Source organism: Leeia sp. (assembly GCF_041909055.1).
Lineage (GTDB): Bacteria > Pseudomonadota > Gammaproteobacteria > Burkholderiales > Leeiaceae > Leeia > Leeia aquatica.
This window is the reverse complement of the sequence record NZ_JAYREC010000005.1, coordinates 46,126-64,156: the sequence shown is the minus strand read 5'-3', so window position 1 is coordinate 64,156 and position 18,031 is coordinate 46,126. Positions and strand designations below refer to the sequence as shown.

Annotated in this window: 22 protein-coding genes; 21 read left to right on the top strand and 1 reads right to left on the bottom strand. The window is 59.3% G+C overall.

The window, feature by feature from the left end; translation table 11 throughout:
• The first annotated feature begins 13 nt into the window (after positions 1–13).
• From ACE3O2_RS13200 to ACE3O2_RS13170, 7 genes are all read left to right on the top strand, one after another.
• A complete protein-coding gene (locus ACE3O2_RS13200) occupies positions 14–190 on the top strand; it encodes a hypothetical protein (RefSeq protein WP_168877466.1) in 177 nt (58 codons plus the stop codon).
• A 14-nt stretch (positions 191–204) separates the two neighbouring features.
• The gene (locus tag ACE3O2_RS13195; protein WP_240947237.1) at positions 205–630 is read left to right on the top strand and encodes a YdbL family protein; all 426 of its coding nucleotides are present in this window, start codon (positions 205–207) and stop codon (positions 628–630) included.
• 39 nt (positions 631–669) lie between these two features.
• The gene (locus tag ACE3O2_RS13190; protein WP_374338219.1) at positions 670–1,017 is read left to right on the top strand and encodes a hypothetical protein; all 348 of its coding nucleotides are present in this window, start codon (positions 670–672) and stop codon (positions 1,015–1,017) included.
• A 27-nt stretch (positions 1,018–1,044) separates the two neighbouring features.
• Positions 1,045–1,548: a disulfide bond formation protein B gene (locus tag ACE3O2_RS13185; protein WP_374338216.1), complete on the top strand. Its 504-nt coding sequence runs from the start codon at positions 1,045–1,047 to the stop codon at positions 1,546–1,548.
• Positions 1,545–1,868: a ferredoxin gene (locus ACE3O2_RS13180; protein ID WP_374338214.1), complete on the top strand. Its 324-nt coding sequence runs from the start codon at positions 1,545–1,547 to the stop codon at positions 1,866–1,868. Before ACE3O2_RS13185 ends, ACE3O2_RS13180 begins: the two co-directional genes overlap by 4 nt.
• Before the next feature lie 136 nt (positions 1,869–2,004).
• Positions 2,005–2,640, top strand: coding sequence for an alpha/beta hydrolase (locus tag ACE3O2_RS13175; protein ID WP_374338212.1), 636 nt, complete (start codon positions 2,005–2,007; stop codon positions 2,638–2,640).
• Positions 2,640–4,586 carry a diguanylate cyclase domain-containing protein gene (locus tag ACE3O2_RS13170; RefSeq protein WP_374338210.1) on the top strand — a complete coding sequence of 649 codons (1,947 nt, stop codon included), beginning with the start codon at positions 2,640–2,642 and terminating at the stop codon, positions 4,584–4,586. Before ACE3O2_RS13175 ends, ACE3O2_RS13170 begins: the two co-directional genes overlap by 1 nt.
• Before the next feature lie 5 nt (positions 4,587–4,591).
• On the opposite strand, the gene ACE3O2_RS13165 is transcribed toward ACE3O2_RS13170, so the two are convergent.
• Positions 4,592–5,362 (bottom strand): DUF2189 domain-containing protein, encoded by a 771-nt coding sequence (locus tag ACE3O2_RS13165; protein ID WP_374338208.1) that lies wholly within the window; start codon positions 5,360–5,362, stop codon positions 4,592–4,594.
• A 203-nt stretch (positions 5,363–5,565) separates the two neighbouring features.
• Between ACE3O2_RS13165 and ACE3O2_RS13160 the strand changes: the two genes are divergently transcribed.
• The 14 genes from ACE3O2_RS13160 (at position 5,566) to ACE3O2_RS13095 (ending at position 18,028) form a co-directional block, all read left to right on the top strand.
• Positions 5,566–5,898 (top strand): PilZ domain-containing protein, encoded by a 333-nt coding sequence (locus ACE3O2_RS13160; RefSeq protein ID WP_168877459.1) that lies wholly within the window; start codon positions 5,566–5,568, stop codon positions 5,896–5,898.
• Between the two features lie 88 nt (positions 5,899–5,986).
• On the top strand, positions 5,987–7,624 hold the full coding sequence (locus ACE3O2_RS13155) for a CTP synthase (RefSeq protein ID WP_374338206.1): 1,638 nt from the start codon (positions 5,987–5,989) through the stop codon (positions 7,622–7,624).
• A gap of 6 nt (positions 7,625–7,630) precedes the next feature.
• Complete coding sequence (kdsA, locus tag ACE3O2_RS13150; protein WP_168877457.1) at positions 7,631–8,470, top strand: 3-deoxy-8-phosphooctulonate synthase; 840 nt, start codon at positions 7,631–7,633, stop codon at positions 8,468–8,470.
• A 4-nt stretch (positions 8,471–8,474) separates the two neighbouring features.
• Positions 8,475–8,951 carry a GNAT family N-acetyltransferase gene (locus tag ACE3O2_RS13145; protein WP_168877456.1) on the top strand — a complete coding sequence of 159 codons (477 nt, stop codon included), beginning with the start codon at positions 8,475–8,477 and terminating at the stop codon, positions 8,949–8,951.
• Positions 8,952–9,018: 67 nt separating this feature from the next.
• Positions 9,019–10,302 (top strand): phosphopyruvate hydratase, encoded by a 1,284-nt coding sequence (eno, locus tag ACE3O2_RS13140; protein ID WP_374338203.1) that lies wholly within the window; start codon positions 9,019–9,021, stop codon positions 10,300–10,302.
• A gap of 261 nt (positions 10,303–10,563) precedes the next feature.
• Positions 10,564–10,902 (top strand): cell division protein FtsB, encoded by a 339-nt coding sequence (gene ftsB, locus ACE3O2_RS13135; protein WP_374338201.1) that lies wholly within the window; start codon positions 10,564–10,566, stop codon positions 10,900–10,902.
• Between the two features lie 142 nt (positions 10,903–11,044).
• The gene (locus ACE3O2_RS13130) at positions 11,045–12,823 is read left to right on the top strand and encodes a GGDEF domain-containing protein (protein WP_374338199.1); all 1,779 of its coding nucleotides are present in this window, start codon (positions 11,045–11,047) and stop codon (positions 12,821–12,823) included.
• A 119-nt stretch (positions 12,824–12,942) separates the two neighbouring features.
• The gene (gene flgB / locus ACE3O2_RS13125) at positions 12,943–13,347 is read left to right on the top strand and encodes a flagellar basal body rod protein FlgB (RefSeq protein ID WP_374338197.1); all 405 of its coding nucleotides are present in this window, start codon (positions 12,943–12,945) and stop codon (positions 13,345–13,347) included.
• Between the two features lie 15 nt (positions 13,348–13,362).
• Entirely contained in the window at positions 13,363–13,773 is a 411-nt protein-coding gene (gene flgC / locus ACE3O2_RS13120) for a flagellar basal body rod protein FlgC (protein WP_168877452.1), read from the top strand.
• Positions 13,774–13,785: 12 nt separating this feature from the next.
• The gene (locus ACE3O2_RS13115) at positions 13,786–14,460 is read left to right on the top strand and encodes a flagellar hook assembly protein FlgD (protein WP_168877451.1); all 675 of its coding nucleotides are present in this window, start codon (positions 13,786–13,788) and stop codon (positions 14,458–14,460) included.
• Between the two features lie 12 nt (positions 14,461–14,472).
• Positions 14,473–15,741 carry a flagellar hook protein FlgE gene (flgE, locus tag ACE3O2_RS13110; RefSeq protein ID WP_168877450.1) on the top strand — a complete coding sequence of 423 codons (1,269 nt, stop codon included), beginning with the start codon at positions 14,473–14,475 and terminating at the stop codon, positions 15,739–15,741.
• A 21-nt stretch (positions 15,742–15,762) separates the two neighbouring features.
• A complete protein-coding gene (flgF, locus tag ACE3O2_RS13105; protein WP_374338194.1) occupies positions 15,763–16,506 on the top strand; it encodes a flagellar basal-body rod protein FlgF in 744 nt (247 codons plus the stop codon).
• 11 nt (positions 16,507–16,517) lie between these two features.
• Complete coding sequence (gene flgG / locus ACE3O2_RS13100) at positions 16,518–17,300, top strand: flagellar basal-body rod protein FlgG (RefSeq protein WP_168877448.1); 783 nt, start codon at positions 16,518–16,520, stop codon at positions 17,298–17,300.
• Between the two features lie 11 nt (positions 17,301–17,311).
• Entirely contained in the window at positions 17,312–18,028 is a 717-nt protein-coding gene (locus tag ACE3O2_RS13095; RefSeq protein ID WP_374338192.1) for a flagellar basal body L-ring protein FlgH, read from the top strand.
• Positions 18,029–18,031: the final 3 nt, after the last annotated feature.

Here is an 18,031-nt window from a genome sequence, read left to right as displayed (position 1 = left end):
AGAAGGATACACCATGACCCGTTCCTTGCTGTTGCTGTCGGCACCGTTGCTGCTGGCAGCGTGTGTGACCATCAACATTTATTTCCCTGCTGCGGAAGCCGAAAAGGCGGCGGACCGCATCATTGATGAAGTGTTGCAGGTCAAAAAGCCCGCCACCCCGGCGACGCCTGCTCCTGCAACCCAACCTTGAACCGGAGCCTGATCATGTTCCGTTGGATGAATACCTTACGCGCCACCCTGCTGGCGCTGTGCCTTGGCGCCAGTATCAGCGCGCATGCTGCGGCGGATCTGGACATCAGCAGTCCTGCCATTCAGGCCTTGACCCAAAGCATGAAGGCACGTACCGCCCAGCTCAGCGATTACTATGCCTCGGGTGCCGTAGGCTTTGCCCAGGATGGCAGCATCCGGGTGCGTGATGCCAATCTGGTGCCCCTGCCCAAGCGGCAGGAGGTCAACCGGCTGGTGACAGAAGAAAACCAGGATCGTGCTGCGCTATACCGCGAGATTGCGCGGGCCAATGGGCATCCGGAATGGGAAGACGAGATCCGTCAAACCTTTGCCCAGCGTTGGGCGCAGCGTGCACAGGCGGGTTGGTGGGTGCAGGGGCGCGACGGCTGGCGGCAAAAGTAAGTCCTGCTGGCTGAATCACATACTGTCTGGGAGAGGTCCGTGCGACGATTTGCGACCCCTGTGTGGTTGATGGCCATTGGCCTGCTCTGGTTGCTGTACGAGCTGGACCTGCTGCCGGTAGGCCGCCTGAAATGGTCTTTGCTGCTGGCAGCCATTGGCTTGGTCACGCTGATTGATCAAGGCGTCAACAAGCGGAGCTGGCCGACAGGCATGGGGTTTCTGCTGGCAGCGCTGATTCATGCTTTGTGGGTGTTTGAGTGGTTCCGCTTTGCCTTGCAATTCCCGCTGTGGCTGATGGGTTTTGGCCTGTTGCTGGCCATGAACCGGACCGGGCTGATTCCGGATGCGCCGGTACCCGTGCGACGAGCGGGAACGGTTGAACACTGAGCGTTATCTATTTTCTGGGGGTTGATCTTGTCTTTGCTGGATCGTTTGCCGGCGCGTCGCTGGTGTTATCTGGCCGCCTTTGCGGTGTGCGCCGCCTTGATGGCTTATGCCTTGTACCTGCAGTATGTCAAATACCTTGAGCCCTGCCCGCTGTGCATGGTGCAGCGGGTGTTCATCATTGCCATGGGCGTGGTGTTCCTGATTGCGGGCCTGCACGGTCCGGGCCCGCGCGGTGCTCGCTGGTATGCGGGGATTCAGGTCTTGCTGGGCTTATCCGGGGCGGCCATCGCGGCGCGCCACGTCTGGATTCAATACCTGCCGGAGCGGGATGTACCGCAATGTGGGCCGGGCTTGTCCTACATGCTGGACACCCTGCCATTCTCCCAGGTGCTGACCCAGCTGCTGCATGGCTCAGGTGAGTGTCATGACAAATCCTGGATGTTTCTGGGCTTGACCATTCCGGGCTGGACATTCCTGTTCTTCCTGTCCTTGGTGTTGTGGTCGTTGCTGATGACAAGGAAGGCTGCATGAGTACTCCTGAACCCTTTTTCCGCCACCATGTGTTTTTCTGCTGCAACCAACGTGGCCCTGGCGAAACCTGCTGCAATAATGCCGGTGCATCAGAACTCCGGGCGTATGCGAAGGATCGCGTCAAGGCCCTCGGCCTGAATGGGCAGGGCAAGGTGCGTATCAACCAGGCAGGCTGTCTGGACCGCTGTGACTCGGGGCCGGTGATGGTGGTGTACCCGGAAGGGGTGTGGTACACCTTTATTGACCGTGAGGATGTCGACGAGATCATCCATGAGCATTTGCAACAGGGGCGGATCGTCGAGCGCCTGCGCGTCGAGTAGCCTGTGTGCCAATTCGCCGGGTCTGCCCCAAGGGCCGGGTGGGTGGACTGTCAGAATCCCGTTATAATTATTTGACATGACAGGCCGGGTTCGCCAACGTGCGGACGGGAGACGGCCTGCAACGCTGGGAATCCGGATGAAAGTCAGCACACGCGAACTGATGATTGCAGGGCCGGTGGGTACGCTGCAAACCCTGAACCTGTGGTGTGAGGGTGGGCCGGTGCGCGGTATTGCACTGGTGGCGCACCCCAATCCACAGCAAGGTGGCACCAACCAGAACAAGGTAGTGCAGACGCTGGCCAAAGCCTTTGCCCGCAAGGGCTACTGGGTGCTCTGCCCGAACCTGCGCGGGGTAGGCAGTAGCGAGGGGCAATTTGACCACGGTTTGGGCGAAGCAGACGACATGGCCGCCGTATTGGCCTGGGCGCGGCAACAGCAGCCTCAGGCCTTGGCCCTGCCACTGATGCTGGCCGGGTTTTCCTTTGGTACCTATGTGCAGGCCCAGCTGGCAGCGCGTCTGCAGCAGGCTGGGGAGCCCGCGCCTGCCATGATGCTGGCTGGGCCCGCAGTGGGACGCTTTCCGCTGGCGAGCGTGCCGCCGGAAACGCTGGTCGTTCACGGCGAAGAAGACGAGGTGGTACCCCTGGCTGATGTACTGGCGTGGGCGCGACCACAGAAGCTGTCGGTTGTGGTGCTGCCGGGTGTCAGCCACTTCTTCCATGGACATCTGGGCCAGCTCAGCCAATGGGTGGATATCCGTTGGCCCGGCTGATGGCCATGCTCCGCAGTGTACGCCTTCACCTGGAGTGGCGAGGGCTGAGCCTGCTGCTGTTTGTGCTGATAGGGCCGGCATGGTCAGCCGCTGTGGGGACTGCACCCCTGCTGTTGCATGAGAGTCGGCAGGGCCAGTCCTTGCAGGGCCATGTCTGGCATCTGCTGGATGCGGATGGCCAATTGACCATGCAGCAGGTTCTCACCCCCGCGGTGGCGGCCCGCTTTCAGCACCTGCCTGATTCGGCGCGCTTTGGCGTCGATCCGCGCGTACACTGGTACCGATTCTCGCTGCAATCTACCGGGACAGCAGACCGGGCGTGGTGGTTACAAATCGCCAATCCGTGGCTGGATGACATTCGGCTTTATATGCCGGATGGCCAGGGGCAGTGGCGAGAACTGCGAAGTGGCGATCATATCCCGCCTCGGCTGCAAGCCTTGTCATTCCGGCACTTTACCTTGCCACTCCAGGTGACCGGCTCGCAGCCCACTACCTTTTATCTACGGGTTCAAACCGTCGGTACACATAACGTCCCGCTCAGTGTCTGGCAGCCGGAGCGGCTGGCCACCGCCATGCAGCTGGATTCTGGGCTGCAAGCCTTCTATTACGGCGTGATGCTGGTATTGGTGCTGTATAACCTGTTCCTGCTGTTCTCATTCCGCGAGTGGCTGTTTGCAGAGTACGCCCTGACGGCACTGTTTGGCGGTTTTTCCATTCTGGCGGTCAGTGGTCAGGGAGTGCAGCTGATCTGGGGTGAGTCGGCCTGGGCGGCAGACCGCATGGTATTGTTGATTCCAGCACTGTGGTCGCTGTTCGGAGTGCGCTACATGCAGCGGGTGCTGGATCTGGTGGAATATGCGCCACGATTGAATCGCGCAGCTTGGGCCGTGCAAGCCTATGCCTTCTCGGCCGTGATACTGACGCCATGGATCTACCACCCGCTGGCCATTTTTCTCACCAACTCCACCACCCTGCTGGCGGTGCTGATCAGTTTGTTTGCATCCTTGTGCATGGCTTTACGGCGTTACCTGCCTGCCTGGTTCATGGTGGTGGGCTATGCGTTGCTGCTGACGGGGGCGCTGGGGGTGGTCGTCGCCAACCTGGGTGTGGGTGGCTCCAATATCTGGGCGCACCAGGCGATGCAACTGGGTACCATGCTGGAGGGGCTGCTGCTGGCGTTTGCGCTGGCCCTGCGTAACCGGATGAATCAGCAAGAGGGTGAGCGTGCCATCCAGCAGGTGTTCCTGGCGCAGGCCAGCGAGTTGAAATCGCTGCAAAGCTCCGAAACCGTACTGGAGGCGCGGGTACAAAGCAAAACCCGCGAGCTCGACAAGACCTTGCGCAAGCTGGAGCGGGAAAGCCAGGAGCGCTCGCGGCTGGAAGCCTTGCTGCGGGAGAATGAGGCGCTGGTCAAGCAGATTGCTTACTATGATGTATTGACCGGCTTGCCCAATCGCTTGTTGCTGGCAGACCGGCTGGAGCGCTTGCTGGCGGGGCTGCTGCAGCGGCCAGAGGCGCTGGGTTTGCAACTGCTATTGCTGGACGTAGATGGTTTTAGGCAGGTCAATGGTCTTTATGGGCAGCCTTGTGGCGATGCCATCCTGCAACAACTGGCCCAGCGCCTGCAGGCGCTGGAGCGCAAGGATCTGCTGCTGGCTCGATTGGGTGGGGATGAGTTTGCAGTGGTGGTGCCAGAGCTGCTGGAGCCGGATGAAGGTGAAAAGCTGGGTCGTACCTTGCTCAGAACCCTTGCCGTGCCTTATGAGGTGCAAGAAGGCTCGATTCGGCTGACGGTGACGATCGGCATGGCATCCGCGCCGCAAAATGGACACACCATGGTGGATTTGCTGCAGCACGCTGAGCTGGCGCTGCATCAGGCCAAACAGTGGGGGGGGAACCATCTGGGCACCCTGCCGCATACCATGCAGGATGCCCCGGTACTGTAGCCCGCTCAGCGTTCTGGCAGCAGCACCCCGCGGTAGGCATGCCAACTGGCGGCACCGATCCAGGGCGCTGTCAGGATCAGTCCAACAAAGCCTGTCAAAAAGCCCAGGCTGATGGCGGCAACAATCAACATGCCCCAGAGCAGCATGGCACCCGGATTGCGTCCACAGGCGATGACGCTGACGATAATGGCGGAGATGGCATCAATCTTCCGGTCCATCAGCAGTGGAATCGACACCACACTGACCATGAACACCAGCGCGGCAAAGCCAGCCCCCACCAGCACATAGGCGCTTACAAAGGCGTAATGTGCCTGATAGAAGGCCAGGTGTAGCAAGTCGTCCTGCGTGGGCGGGTTACCCTCAAAAAACAGCGCAATCAGAACCACGCCGACCCGTATCCAGCTGGCCATCAGCAATACTTCGATCATCACCATGAAACCAATGGAGGGCAGGTTCGCCCGCCAAGCCGTCAGGCTATCTTTCAGGCTAGGCGCTTCGCCCAGCTCTTGCTGTCGGGCCAGGTGGTAAGTACCTATGGCCAGAAACGGGCCGATCAGCATGAAGCCCGTCACCAGACCCAGCATCACTTCGGGATAGCGCGCCAACACCAGCCAGAATGCAGCACCGGACAAGGCGAACACCAGGCCGTAACTGGCATAGGCCAGCGGCGCTTGCCGCAGGTCTTGCCAGCCTGCTGACAACCAGCCCAGCGGGGCCGCCAGCGGCACATTGCGTGTGGATGGAAACGGGGGAACGCCTTCTTCAGACACTACCATGCCAACCTCCTGCAGGGGGATGGCTGATCTTGCGGCAATTTGCCGCACTTGTCATGCTGTCCTGCAGCACAGGCGCACCCCGCAGGTAGGGTGTTGCTTGACCCGGGGCAGGTGACGCACAGGTCACATTGACAGTGTTTCCTGTCGTCCCGTATAACTCCAAGTTCCAGCAAGCACATGGTCAATCTGCAAAGGGTAGTCAGATGGCAGTCAAAGAAGCGCACCGGGTGGTGGTCAGTTGGCGCTCCGCTGTGGTGGTGGACGGCCACTCGCCTATGCAGGGCAAGATCATTGCCATGGGGGATTCTGGTTTCTCCATGCTGATTCCGCATACCCTGCGCACCGGTGCGCGCCATCGCGTGCTGATGGAGGCGCCGCTGGGCGCTGGGGGCCAGCGCCAGTATCTCGAATGTCAGGCGACGGTGCTGCATAGTGTGTTGACGCACGGCACCGAGTTCAGGGTGGGCTTTCAGATTGACCAGATGGATAGCAAACAGCGCGATCAGCTGAAAAGCTGGCTTGCCAGTCGCCCCTGAAAGTCTGGGGGGATGTGCATGCCCCCCCTTATGCCGAACGCGGGTTTAGGGTAAAATAACCCATTCAAACCACGTCTGTTTTATCCCCATGACCAAATTCGTATTCGTAACCGGCGGTGTCGTGTCCTCGCTGGGTAAAGGCATTGCTGCGGCATCCCTCGCAGCCATTCTGGAATCGCGTGGAATTCGGGTCACCATGCTGAAGCTGGACCCGTACATCAACGTGGACCCGGGCACCATGAGCCCGTTCCAGCACGGCGAAGTCTTCGTGACCGAAGATGGTGCCGAGACCGATCTGGACCTGGGCCACTACGAGCGCTTTATCAGCAGCAAGATGCGCAAGGCCAACAACTTCACTACCGGCCAGATCTATGACTCGGTGATCAAGAAGGAACGCCGGGGCGATTATCTGGGCGGCACGGTGCAGGTGATTCCGCACATCACCGACGAGATCAAGCACTTCATCAGCCTGGGCGCGGGTGATGCAGAAGTGGCGATTGTGGAAGTGGGCGGCACGGTAGGTGACATCGAGTCGCTGCCGTTTCTGGAAGCCATTCGCCAGATGGGGGTGCAACTGGGGCGCGACAACACCTGCTTCGTTCATCTGACCCTGGTGCCGTATATTGCGGCGGCGGGTGAGATCAAAACCAAGCCGACCCAGCACAGTGTGAAGGAATTGCGCGAAATCGGTATTCAGCCGGATGTGCTGATCTGCCGTATGGACCGCCCGCTGCCGGACGATGAGCGCCGCAAGATTGCGCTGTTCTGCAATGTGGCCGACAACGCGGTGATTTCCTGCTACGACGTCGACTCCATCTACAAGATCCCGATGGTGTTGAATCAGCAAGGGCTGGACGAAATTGTCTGCCGCCGGCTGCACCTCACCCCGCGTCCGGCTGACCTGGCGATGTGGGAAAACCTGGTGTTTGCCAAGGAAAACCCGGAACACGAAGTCAATATCGCCATGGTTGGCAAATATGTTGACCTGGCGGACTCCTACAAGTCACTGACCGAAGCGCTGGTGCACGCGGGTATCCATAACCGCACCCGTATCCAGGTGCACTATGTGGATTCGGAAGAAATCGAGCGCGATGGTACCGATAGCCTGAAATCCATGGACGCCATTCTGGTGCCGGGTGGTTTTGGCAAGCGTGGTGTGGAAGGCAAGATCAAGGCAGTACAGTTTGCCCGTGAAAACAAGGTGCCGTATCTGGGCATCTGCTACGGCATGCAACTGGCGCTGATTGAGTTTGCTCGCCATGTAACCGGCTGGGATGGCGCGTCCTCCACCGAGTTTGATCTGGAAACCCCGTATCCGGTGGTAGCCCTGATCGACGAGTGGGTGAACCACGATGGCAAGATCGAGAAGCGGGACGAGAACTCCAACCTGGGCGGCACCATGCGCCTGGGTGGGCAGGAATTCGTGATGACGCCGGGTTCGCTGATCTCGAAGATTTACGGTGGCGAGCGTTATGTAGAGCGTCACCGCCATCGTTATGAAGTGAACAACCACTACCTGTCGCGTCTGGAAGCTGCGGGCCTCAAGGTGTCGGGCCGCTCGGCGGGCGCAGAGCAGCTGTGCGAAGTAGTCGAGCTGCCGGATCATCCGTGGTTTGTGGGGGTTCAGTTTCACCCGGAATTTACCTCCACGCCGCGCAATGGCCACCCGCTGTTCAGCGCCTACATCAAGGCGGCCGTGCAGTATCACGACGGCAAGAAGGGGTAAGCAGGCATGCAACTGTGCGGGTTTGAAGTCGGCCTCAACCAGCCGCTGTTCCTGATTGCTGGACCGTGTGTGATTGAAGGCGAGCAGTTTTCGATCGACGTCGCTGGCCAGCTGAAGGAAATTGCAGCAGCAGCAGGAGTGCCGTTCATTTTCAAGAGCTCCTTCGACAAGGCCAATCGCAGTTCCGGCCAGTCGTTCCGCGGCTATGGCATGGACGAAGGGCTGCGTATTCTCGCAGAGGTGCGCAAGCAAGTCGGTGTGCCGGTGCTGACCGATGTGCACGATACCTGGCAGATCGAGCCGGTGGCGGCGGTAGTGGATGTGCTGCAGACTCCGGCATTTCTCTGTCGCCAGACCGACTTTATCCAGGCCGTGGCCTGCGCGGGCAAGCCGGTGAACCTGAAGAAGGGCCAGTTTCTCGCGCCGTGGGACATGAAGAACGTGGTGGACAAGGCCAAGGCGGCCAATGGTGGCCTCGACAACATCATGGTATGTGAACGTGGCGCCTCGTTTGGCTACAATAACTTGGTATCCGACATGCGCAGCCTGGCTGTGATGCGTGAGACCCAATGCCCGGTGGTGTTCGATGCCACCCACTCGGTGCAGTTGCCGGGTGGGCAGGGCAGTAGCTCCGGCGGACAGCGTGAGCATGTGCCGGTGCTGGCCCGCGCAGCGGTGGCTGCCGGAGTCGCCGGGGTGTTCATGGAAACCCACCCGGATCCGGCGCAAGCCAAGTCAGACGGGCCGAATGCCTGGCCGCTCGGCAAGATGCGTGATTTGCTACAGACACTGGTGGCGCTGGATAAGGTCGTGAAATCAGCCCGCTGGTTTGAAAACGAGGTGTAATGCCATGGACGCCAAGCATCCGGAATTGACGGTAACCCGAAGCAGCAGCCGCCATGCTGCGGCCATCATGCTGCTGGGGGAGATGGAAGCTGAAATGACCGGACGCTATGGCGACTATGCCATCAGCCCGTTTCGCCTGGGAGATGTCGACAAACCGGGCAATGCACTTTATCTGGCCACCTGCGACCGTGCCTTGGCGGGCTGCGGTGCGCTGAAGCCGCTGGAAAGCGATACGGTGGAAATCAAGCGCATGTATGTGCGTGCTTCTTTCCGCCGCATGGGTGTGGCCCGCCGTCTGCTCGAAGAGCTGGAAGCGGCGGCCCGCAAGTTCGGCTATCGTCGTATCGTGCTGGAAACCGGTAACCGCCAGCCGGAAGCGGTGGGTCTGTATGAACGGGCGGGTTATTCGCGTATTGAGCCCTATGGCGAGTACGTCGACCAGCCACGCAGCCTATGTTTTGCCAAACTGCTCGTGAAATAAGGCCGTGAGTGCGGCATTTCCCCCTGTAACTGTTTTTTGATCATCTGTCACGAAGGGTAGCTAACTCATGAGTTCGATTGTTGATGTGGTCGCACGCGAAATTCTGGATTCTCGCGGCAATCCGACCGTGGAAGCCGATGTCTTGCTGGAAAGCGGTGTCATGGGCCGTGCCGCCGTGCCGAGTGGAGCCTCCACCGGTGAGAAGGAAGCGCTGGAGCTGCGCGATGGCGACAAATCCCGCTATCTGGGCAAGGGCGTGCTGAAGGCGGTAGAGCACGTCAACACCGAAATCTGCGAAGCCATCATTGGTCTGGACGCTTCGGAACAAAGCTTTATCGACCGCACCCTGCTGGAGCTGGATGGCACCGAAATGAAGGGTCGTCTGGGCGCCAACGCCATGTTGGCGGTGTCGATGGCCGTGGCCCGTGCTGCAGCCGAAGAGGCTGGTCTGCCGCTGTACCGCTATCTGGGCGGTGCCGGGACCATGACCCTGCCGGTGCCGATGATGAACGTGATCAACGGTGGCGCGCACGCCAACAACAATATCGACTTCCAGGAGTTCATGATTGTTCCGCTGGGTCGCCCGACCTTCCGCGAGGCGCTGCGTTGTGGCGCTGAAGTGTTCCACGCACTGAAGAAGCTGATTGGCGACAAGGGTATGTCCACCGCCGTGGGTGATGAAGGCGGTTTTGCACCTAACCTGAACAGCCACGAAGAAGCCATCGAGCTGATTCTGACGGCGATTTCCAATGCCGGGTACACCGCAGGCGAAGATGTGATGCTGGCGCTGGATTGTGCGGCCTCCGAGTTCTACAAGGATGGCATGTACGATATGGAAGGCAATGGCCTGAAGCTGACCACCCCGCAAATGGTGGATTACCTGGCCTCGCTGGTGGACAAGTATCCGATCATCAGTATCGAAGATGGCATGTCTGAGCACGACTGGGATGGTTGGGCGCTGCTGACCGAGCGTCTGGGCGACAATGTGCAGCTGGTGGGTGACGATGTATTCGTGACCAATCCGAAGATCCTGCAAGAGGGGATCAACCAGGGCATTGCCAACTCCATCCTGATCAAGGTCAATCAGATCGGTACCCTGTCGGAAACCCTGCAGGCCATCGAACTGGCCAAGCGGTCCAATTACACCTCGGTGGTGTCGCACCGCTCCGGTGAGACCGAGGACAGCACCATTGCTGATCTGGCAGTGGCCACCAACGCCATGCAGATCAAGACCGGCTCCTTGTCCCGCTCGGACCGCATGGCCAAGTACAATCAGCTGCTGCGCATCGAAGAAGAGCTGGGCGATATGGCTCGCTATGCTGGTCGCGATGCGTTCTATCACATCGCCTGAAGCCACACGGCTCCATGAAATGCGCCACCTTCGGGTGGCGTTTTTCATGGAGCTGAATGTATGATTAATGCTTATGGCATTTAAATGGATCGGGGAGAATCGCGCTGTGTTTAGAGGTGCACGCTGGGCTGTGGCGGCCCGGTTGGCAGGCAGGACTTGTCTGTTGCATTTCTCGAGCCCCACGCGTTGATGCGAAAGGCATGACAGTGCGTGACGGCATGTGTTAAAGTCCGGCGCAAATCGATTGATGAAGTTTTAAGCATGTTCCTGCGTGTCCTGAGCCTGGCCTTGGCCGTTCTGATCGTTGCCTTGCAGCAGCCCCTGTGGCTGGGCAAGGGCGGCTGGCTGATGGTCTGGAAGCAAGAGGCCGAGCTGGAAAAGGCGCAGGCACATAATGCGGCCTTACTGCGCCGCAATATGGCGCTGGAAGCCGAAGTGCTCGACCTCAAACAGGGCTTTGATGCCATCGAAGAACGTGCCCGTAATGAGCTGGGCATGGTTAAGCAGGATGAGCTGTTCATCCAGGTGCTCGATACCACCAATACCACGACAGCACCGGTGTCCTCCCCGGCGGATAACACGCCTGTCGTGCCACACTGAGCATACCGGTATTTCCCGCTGGCTGTTTGTTCGCCACCTTCCTACAATGGCAGGGTAGGGCCACCATGCTGGTGGCTACTGATCCTGTGACTTCTTCTGCACCGGACGACTTGTGGTCGGCCGGGTCATGACAGGTGCCGGCATGCCGCTGACCAATCCGACCGAAATCGCCCGCGAGACCCTGAAACAGTTGGCCATGAGCCGCCAGCTGCCCACGCCGGATAATTACCGTAAGGCCTATGCCCAGATCTCGGGCGATACACTGGAGACCGCCCATCCTGTTATCCAGTTGCTGACGGATGCTTTGCCCCAAGGCGGACGACCGCGTGTGGAGTTGCAGCGCCTGCAAAAGCAGCTGGATGACGCCCTCAAGGCGGAAGACTGGAACAGCTGGTCCAGGGTCGTGCTGGAATTGCTGTCTGGCGGCAGTGCTGATGCCGGGGAGCTGAGCCAGCCATGGGGTGAGGTGGTGCGTGAGCTGGTCCGGCAATGGGAGTTGCGACAGGTGAGCTGGACGCCCGCCCGCAAGAAGGAAGCGCTGGAGCGGGTGGTGATCAATTTTGGCGGCAACCCGGTACAGCTGAACGAGAAGTTGGCAGGGTTGATACGTGGCTGGCGTGACAACCTGCCGCCTGATGCTGACACCGTACTCAGTGGAGAGCTGGATGCCGATGGCCGCAGCGCTGCGGAGGAGCGTAACGGCGACAATGTGGATGGTGAAGTGTTCCAGGCATGGCGGGACTTGCTGGCCAGCACGCTCGAGTATGGCGTCGTCGCGCGCTTGCAGCACGCACCGGATTTGCTGGAAGAGGCCAGTGCCCTCAATGTTCGCCTGCGGGAAGTGGCCGACAGCCGGGCGTTGCAGGCTTTTTCGGTGCAAGCCAAGAAATTCTGGATCAAGTTGGAGCTGCGCAACGAGTCGGATCAAACCCTGATGCTGGGCTTGCAGCGCTTGCTGCGTTTGCTGGTCAGCAATATCGGCGAGCTGATGGCGGATGATGGCTGGATGCAGGGTCAGGTGGAAGTGATCAAGGCGGTGATTGATCAGCCGCTGGATAGCCGCTATCTGTATGAGATGGAGCAACGCCTTTCGGAGCTGATTTTCAAGCAGGGCCACCTCAAGCAAAGCCTGACTGAAGCCAAGCTGACCTTCAAGCACATGATCACCACCTTTATTGACCGCTTGGGAGTGATTGCGGAAAGCACGGGTGGCTATCACGACAAGATCGTGTCCTACTCCAGCCAGATCCAAAAAACGGATGATGTCACCCAGCTCAGCATCATCTTGGACAATTTGATGGAAGACACCCGCCACATGCAGGTGGACATGCTGCGCTCGCGTGACGACATGCGGCTGGCGCGGCAGGAGGCCGAAGCTGCTGAGAGCCGCATCAGTGAGCTGGAGCGCGAGATTGAGGCCATTTCAGCGCAAGTGAAGACCGATCAGCTGACCGGTACCCTCAACCGGCGTGGACTGGAGGAGGCCATGGCAACAGAGCTGGCGCGCGTGCGACGTGAGCAGGGTGCGTTGTCAGTGGCGTTGCTGGATATCGATAACTTCAAAAAGTTGAACGACAGCCTGGGGCATCAGGCGGGCGATGAAGCGCTGACCCACCTGTCGGCGGTGGTCAAGGATGTGTTGCGGCCTACCGATTACATCGCACGCTATGGTGGTGAGGAGTTTGTAGTATTGCTGCCCGGTACGGGAATGGCAGAAGCGATTCAGGTCATGCAGCGGGTGCAACGTGAGCTGACGCGACGTTTTTACCTGCACCGCAATGAGCGTGTGCTGATTACCTTCAGCTGCGGTGTGGCTGAGTACCAGGAAGACGAAAGCCAGCAGGATGTGCTGGCGCGTGCGGATGCAGCGATGTATCGCGCCAAGGTGAGCGGCAAGAACCGGGTCGAAGCGGCAGACTGAGCTTCCATGGGCGGCAAGCGTTGCCGCCCGAGTACCGCGGCTGCCGCCGCCCCGCGCTGCTGAGGCCGTGGTCATTGGGTGGCACACTTTCTGCTAGAGGTTATGGCAAGGAGCCCGCCATGATCCAGAACCTCGACAAACACTTCAATTTTCTGCAAACCGCGCTCAAGGCACGCGCCTCGCGGCAGGAGCTGCTGGGTGCCAATCTGGCCAACGCGGACACCCCCAATTACAAAGCAGTTGATGTGGATTTCCGCCAGGCGCTGCAAAACGCGCTGGCAGGAACGCAGCATGGTGCGCACATGCACCTTACTCACAGCCGTCATCTGGACGGGGCGCAAGCCGGCTTTTTGGACGCCGACGTCAAATACCGCAACCCGACCCAGCCCGCCATTGACGGCAACACGGTGGATGCGGAAGAGGAAATGGCACGCTTCTCGGAGAATGGGCTGCACTATCAGGCGCTGCTGACCTTCACCACAGGCCGCATCAGAACCTTGCAGCAAGCACTGTCGAACAACTAAGAAGGATTCGCTGACATGTCCATCATGGGAGTGTTTCAGATTGCCGGTTCTGCCATGACAGCCCAGTCGATGCGGCTCAATGTGGTGGCCAGTAATCTCGCCAACGTGGATTCGGCCACCAGCTCGACCGGACAGCCCTACAAGGCGCGGCAGGTGGTGTTTCAGGCGACACCGGTCAATGGCCTGAATGGCCCGGCACAAGGGGTGCGTGTCAGCCAGATTGTGGAAGACCCGTCGCCGCCACGCATGCTGTACGCACCGGATAACCCGCTGGCCGACGAAAAGGGCTATGTGCAGATGCCTAATGTGAGCGTGGTGGAAGAAATGGCCAACATGATTTCCGCCTCCCGGTCTTATCAGACCAATGCCGACATGATGAATACCGCCAAGACCCTGATGCTCAGGACTCTGGCACTGGGACAGTAAGGAGTACGTGCGATGGCAACCGTAGGCACCGTGGATGGCAGCAACAACAACCCGTTTGCTGAGTTTAATAATAGCGTGCAGGCAAGCAAGAAGGGTTCGGCCGGGATTGAGGATCGCTTCCTCAAGTTGCTGGTGACCCAGCTGCGCAATCAGGACCCGCTCAATCCGCTGGACAATGCGGCGACCACCAGCCAGATGGCGCAGATCAGTACGGTGACCGGCATTGAGAAGCTCAATACCGCCATCAGCAATATGGCGGCCTCATTTGCCGCCGCGCAGTCTTTCCAGGCAGCGACCCTGGTGGGGCGTTCGGTGCTCACTGATGGCAATACCCTGAATCTGGCCAGTGGCAAGGCCAATGCAGGCATGGAACTTGCTCAGGATGCAGACAAGGTCAAAGTCACCATCAAGGACAAAAACGGCAACGTGATGCAGGAAGTGAATCTGGGCGCTCAAAAGGCCGGGGTGATCAACTTCAGCTGGGACGGTGCCAAGGATGGTGGTGGTACGGCAGCAGATGGCGAGTACAAGTTCGAGATTGAAGCCACTGTCGCTGGCAAGAAAGTGGAAACCGCCGCCCTGACCGTCGGCAAGATTGAGAGTGTGACCTTTGGCGCCAATGGCATCATGGCCAAGGTGACCGGTGTAGGGCAAATCGGGCTGGGCGACATCCGGCAGATCATGTAAGCGGAGATAATCATGGGATTCCAACAAGGTCTTTCCGGACTGAATACTTCCAGCAAGAGCCTGGATGTGATCGGTAACAATGTGGCCAACGCCAGTGTGGTAGGCTTCAAGCCCTTCCGCACCCAGATGGCGGACGTGTTTGCCGCCAGCCTCTCGGGCAGTGGTACCAGTAATATTGGTATTGGCTCGGCCGTGGGCTCAGTGATGCAGCAGTTCCTGCAGGGCAATATCAGCGTGACCAACAACCCGCTGGATGTGGCCATCAACGGCCAAGGCTTCTTCCGCCTCTCCAACAATGGTGCAATTTCCTACAGCCGCAACGGCCAGTTCCAGGTCGATAAAACCGGCTACGTGGTGAATGACCAGGGTCGTCGCCTGACCGGCTACCCGGCAGATGCCAATGGCAACATCATCAGCTCGGCGCCGGTCGACATCCAGATCAATACCACCGATTTGCTGCCCAAGCAGACTGCAGCGCAAACGTGGGGGATTAACCTGGACTCCCGCGAGGCGGTGATCAGTGTGCCGTTCAATTCGGCCGATGGCACCACCTTCAATCGCAGTACTTCGCAAACCATTTATGACAGTCTGGGTAATCCGCACACCCAGGCGGTGTATTTCCAGAAAGCTTCTGCCAACAACTGGAATATGTATGTGACGGTGGATGGTACGGCTGTTCCGGTAGGGACTTTTGGCTCGCCCGCACAAGCTGCACGCCTGACCTATGGTACCAACGGCACGATTACTGGCTGGGATGCAGGTGCCGGTACGCAACCCATCAGTACACCGATCCCGATCAATATTCCGGGTGCCTTGACCACCAGCTGGGGTGCTGCGACGCAGAATATGACCATGCAGGTGAGCACCTTCACCCAGTTTGGCAGTGTGTTCAGCGTCAACAAGCAAACGCAGGATGGGTACTCATCCGGTCGCCTGAATGGCATTTCGATCTCGCCGGACGGCACGGTACTGGGGCGCTACACCAACGGCCAGTCGCGCAATATGGCGCAGATCGTGCTGGCCAACTTCTCCAACCCGCAAGGCCTGCAGCCGCGTGGTGGTAACGAGTGGACCGAAACCCCGACCTCGGGCGGGCCACTGGTGGGGGCGCCCGGCAGCTCCAGCCTCGGCGTGCTGCAATCGTCAGCGGTGGAAGAGTCCAAGGTGGATCTGACCGAAGAGCTGGTGAACATGATTACCGCTCAGCGGGTGTATCAGGCCAATGCGCAGACCATCAAGACGCAGGATCAGGTGCTGCAGACGCTGGTTAACCTGCGCTAAGCATTGAAAGGCTGAGAGGGTATGGACCGACTGCTGTATGTCTCGATGACCGGTGCGCAGCATGCGCTGCTGAAGCAGTCGGCCACCACCCACAATCTGGCCAACGTCAATACCCAGGGTTACAAGGCCGAAACCCATGCGTTTCGGGCGCTGTGGGTGTACGGCCCCGGCGCACCCACCCGCACCTACGCCGTCGATGCCACCGTGGGCAGTGACTTTGCGCCAGGTTCCCTGCAAGCCACCGGACGCGACCTGGACATCGCCATCCAGGGCAAGGGCTGGTTTGCGGTGCAAGCCAGTGACGGCAGCGAAGGCTATATGCGCAACGGCGCTTTCGAGGCCGATGCGGAAGGGACGCTGAAAGCCCCCAATGGCATGCCGGTGTTGGGCGATGGCGGGCCGATTCAGATTCCCGCCAATACCCGCGTCACCATCGGCCGTGATGGCACGGTGTCGACTGTACCAGATGGTAATGGGGTGACCCGGGTCACCATTCTGGGACGGCTCAAACTGGTGAACCCGGATGAAAAGGAGCTGGTACGCAGCGATGATGGCCTGTTTCGGCTCAAGTCGGGTCAGCCTGCTGAGGCCGACCCTACTGTGCTGGTGGCGGGCAATGCGCTGGAATCCAGCAATGTGAATGCGGCGCAAGCCATGGTGGAACTGATTACCCAGTCTCGCCAGTTCGACCTGCAAGTCAAGATGATGCAAACCGCTGACCAGAATGCACGGCAAACGGCACAAGTCCTGTCGCTGAACGGCTGAGGAAGACCTAGATGATTCGCTCCCTGTGGATAGCCAAAACCGGTCTGGATACCCAGCAGACCAATATTGACACCATCTCCAACAACCTGGCCAACGTCAGTACCAATGGTTACAAGCGGCAGCGCCCACTGTTTGAGGACCTGCTGTATCAGACCCTGCGGCAGCCGGGTGCCAGCTCTACTCAGCAAAACCAGATTCCCAGCGGGCTACAGGTCGGCACCGGCGCACGGGCGATTGCTACCGAGCGCATCTTCACTCAAGGCAGCCTGCAACGCACTGAGAACGGACTGGATATTGCCATCAATGGCAGTGGTTTCTTTCAGATCCTGCTGCCGGATGGCACGACTGCCTACACCCGCGATGGGGCGTTCCAGAAGAGCAGTACCGGAGAAGTGGTGACCAGCAGTGGTTACCCTTTGCAACCCAGCATCACCATTCCGGACAATGCGCTGGACCTGACGATCGGCAAGGATGGTGTTGTCAGCGTACTGCTGCCAGCCTCTACCACCCCGACTCAGATCGGCACCATTCAGACCGCCAATTTCATCAATCCCGCAGGCTTGCAGAGCATGGGGGAGAACTTGTATCTGGAAACCGCTTCCAGCGGCGCACCAGTGGTGAACACGCCGGGCACCAACGGGCTGGGGGTGCTGACGCAGAAATATGTGGAAGTCTCCAACGTCAACGTGGCCGAAGAATTGGTCAGCATGATTCAGGCACAGCGTGCCTTTGAACTGAACTCCAAGGCGGTAACGGCATCGGATCAGATGCTGCAACGCTTGACCCAGCTGTAATGGAGAAGGTGATGATGAAATCCCTGTGCGCCGCTAGTCTGTTGTTGTTGCTCACCGCGTGCAGCAACACACCGAAGTCCATTGTCGAAGGGCCGTTGACTGTGCGTCCGCCCAAGCAGGAAGTGGTACCCGCCAATAATGGTGCCATCTATCAGGCCAGCAATGCGCGACTGAATCTGTTTGAAGACCGGATTGCCCGCCACATTGGCGATACCCTGACCATTCAGATTGAAGAAAAGCTGGCCACGACCAACAAGGCAGAAACCAAGATCACCACCTCAGACAAGCTGACGGCAACGGCACCCAGCCTGACCTTGCCGACCTTCTCCAAAGTACCGGTGGTGGGTGGGGTGCTGCGCAAGGCGGGTGACATTCTGAAGGATGTGTCTTCAGTGAGCGCGACGGGCAATACCACCAGTGATTTTGCCGGCAAGGGTGACAGCAGCAATAACAACACCTTCAGCGGCAGCATCACGGTGACGGTGGTGGACGTGCTGAACAACGGCAATCTGGTGGTGGCAGGCGAGAAGCAGATCGCCAGCAATTACGACACCACGTTTGTCCGTCTCTCCGGGGTGATTGACCCGCGTGACATCAAGGTAGGCAACACCATATCCTCGACCAAGATGGCGGATGCCCGGATCGAGCAGCGTGGTGATGGGCAGGTCGATTCGGCGCAGGCGATGGGCTGGTTGTCACGCTTCTTCCTGTCCTTCCTGCCGTTCTGAAGG

Coding starts and splice junctions, on each gene's coding strand:
- kdsA (WP_168877457.1), top strand. CDS start 7,631: ATGCAACTGTGCGGGTTTGAAGTCGGCCTCAACCAGCCGCTGTTCCTG.
- flgE (WP_168877450.1), top strand. CDS start 14,473: ATGGGATTCCAACAAGGTCTTTCCGGACTGAATACTTCCAGCAAGAGC.
- flgF (WP_374338194.1), top strand. CDS start 15,763: ATGGACCGACTGCTGTATGTCTCGATGACCGGTGCGCAGCATGCGCTG.
- ACE3O2_RS13200 (WP_168877466.1), top strand. CDS start 14: ATGACCCGTTCCTTGCTGTTGCTGTCGGCACCGTTGCTGCTGGCAGCG.
- flgB (WP_374338197.1), top strand. CDS start 12,943: ATGATCCAGAACCTCGACAAACACTTCAATTTTCTGCAAACCGCGCTC.
- ACE3O2_RS13180 (WP_374338214.1), top strand. CDS start 1,545: ATGAGTACTCCTGAACCCTTTTTCCGCCACCATGTGTTTTTCTGCTGC.
- eno (WP_374338203.1), top strand. CDS start 9,019: ATGAGTTCGATTGTTGATGTGGTCGCACGCGAAATTCTGGATTCTCGC.
- ACE3O2_RS13175 (WP_374338212.1), top strand. CDS start 2,005: ATGAAAGTCAGCACACGCGAACTGATGATTGCAGGGCCGGTGGGTACG.
- ACE3O2_RS13195 (WP_240947237.1), top strand. CDS start 205: ATGTTCCGTTGGATGAATACCTTACGCGCCACCCTGCTGGCGCTGTGC.
- ftsB (WP_374338201.1), top strand. CDS start 10,564: ATGTTCCTGCGTGTCCTGAGCCTGGCCTTGGCCGTTCTGATCGTTGCC.
- flgC (WP_168877452.1), top strand. CDS start 13,363: ATGTCCATCATGGGAGTGTTTCAGATTGCCGGTTCTGCCATGACAGCC.
- flgG (WP_168877448.1), top strand. CDS start 16,518: ATGATTCGCTCCCTGTGGATAGCCAAAACCGGTCTGGATACCCAGCAG.
- ACE3O2_RS13170 (WP_374338210.1), top strand. CDS start 2,640: ATGGCCATGCTCCGCAGTGTACGCCTTCACCTGGAGTGGCGAGGGCTG.
- ACE3O2_RS13160 (WP_168877459.1), top strand. CDS start 5,566: ATGGCAGTCAAAGAAGCGCACCGGGTGGTGGTCAGTTGGCGCTCCGCT.
- ACE3O2_RS13095 (WP_374338192.1), top strand. CDS start 17,312: ATGATGAAATCCCTGTGCGCCGCTAGTCTGTTGTTGTTGCTCACCGCG.
- ACE3O2_RS13145 (WP_168877456.1), top strand. CDS start 8,475: ATGGACGCCAAGCATCCGGAATTGACGGTAACCCGAAGCAGCAGCCGC.
- ACE3O2_RS13130 (WP_374338199.1), top strand. CDS start 11,045: ATGCCGCTGACCAATCCGACCGAAATCGCCCGCGAGACCCTGAAACAG.
- ACE3O2_RS13115 (WP_168877451.1), top strand. CDS start 13,786: ATGGCAACCGTAGGCACCGTGGATGGCAGCAACAACAACCCGTTTGCT.
- ACE3O2_RS13155 (WP_374338206.1), top strand. CDS start 5,987: ATGACCAAATTCGTATTCGTAACCGGCGGTGTCGTGTCCTCGCTGGGT.
- ACE3O2_RS13165 (WP_374338208.1), bottom strand. CDS start 5,362: ATGGTAGTGTCTGAAGAAGGCGTTCCCCCGTTTCCATCCACACGCAAT.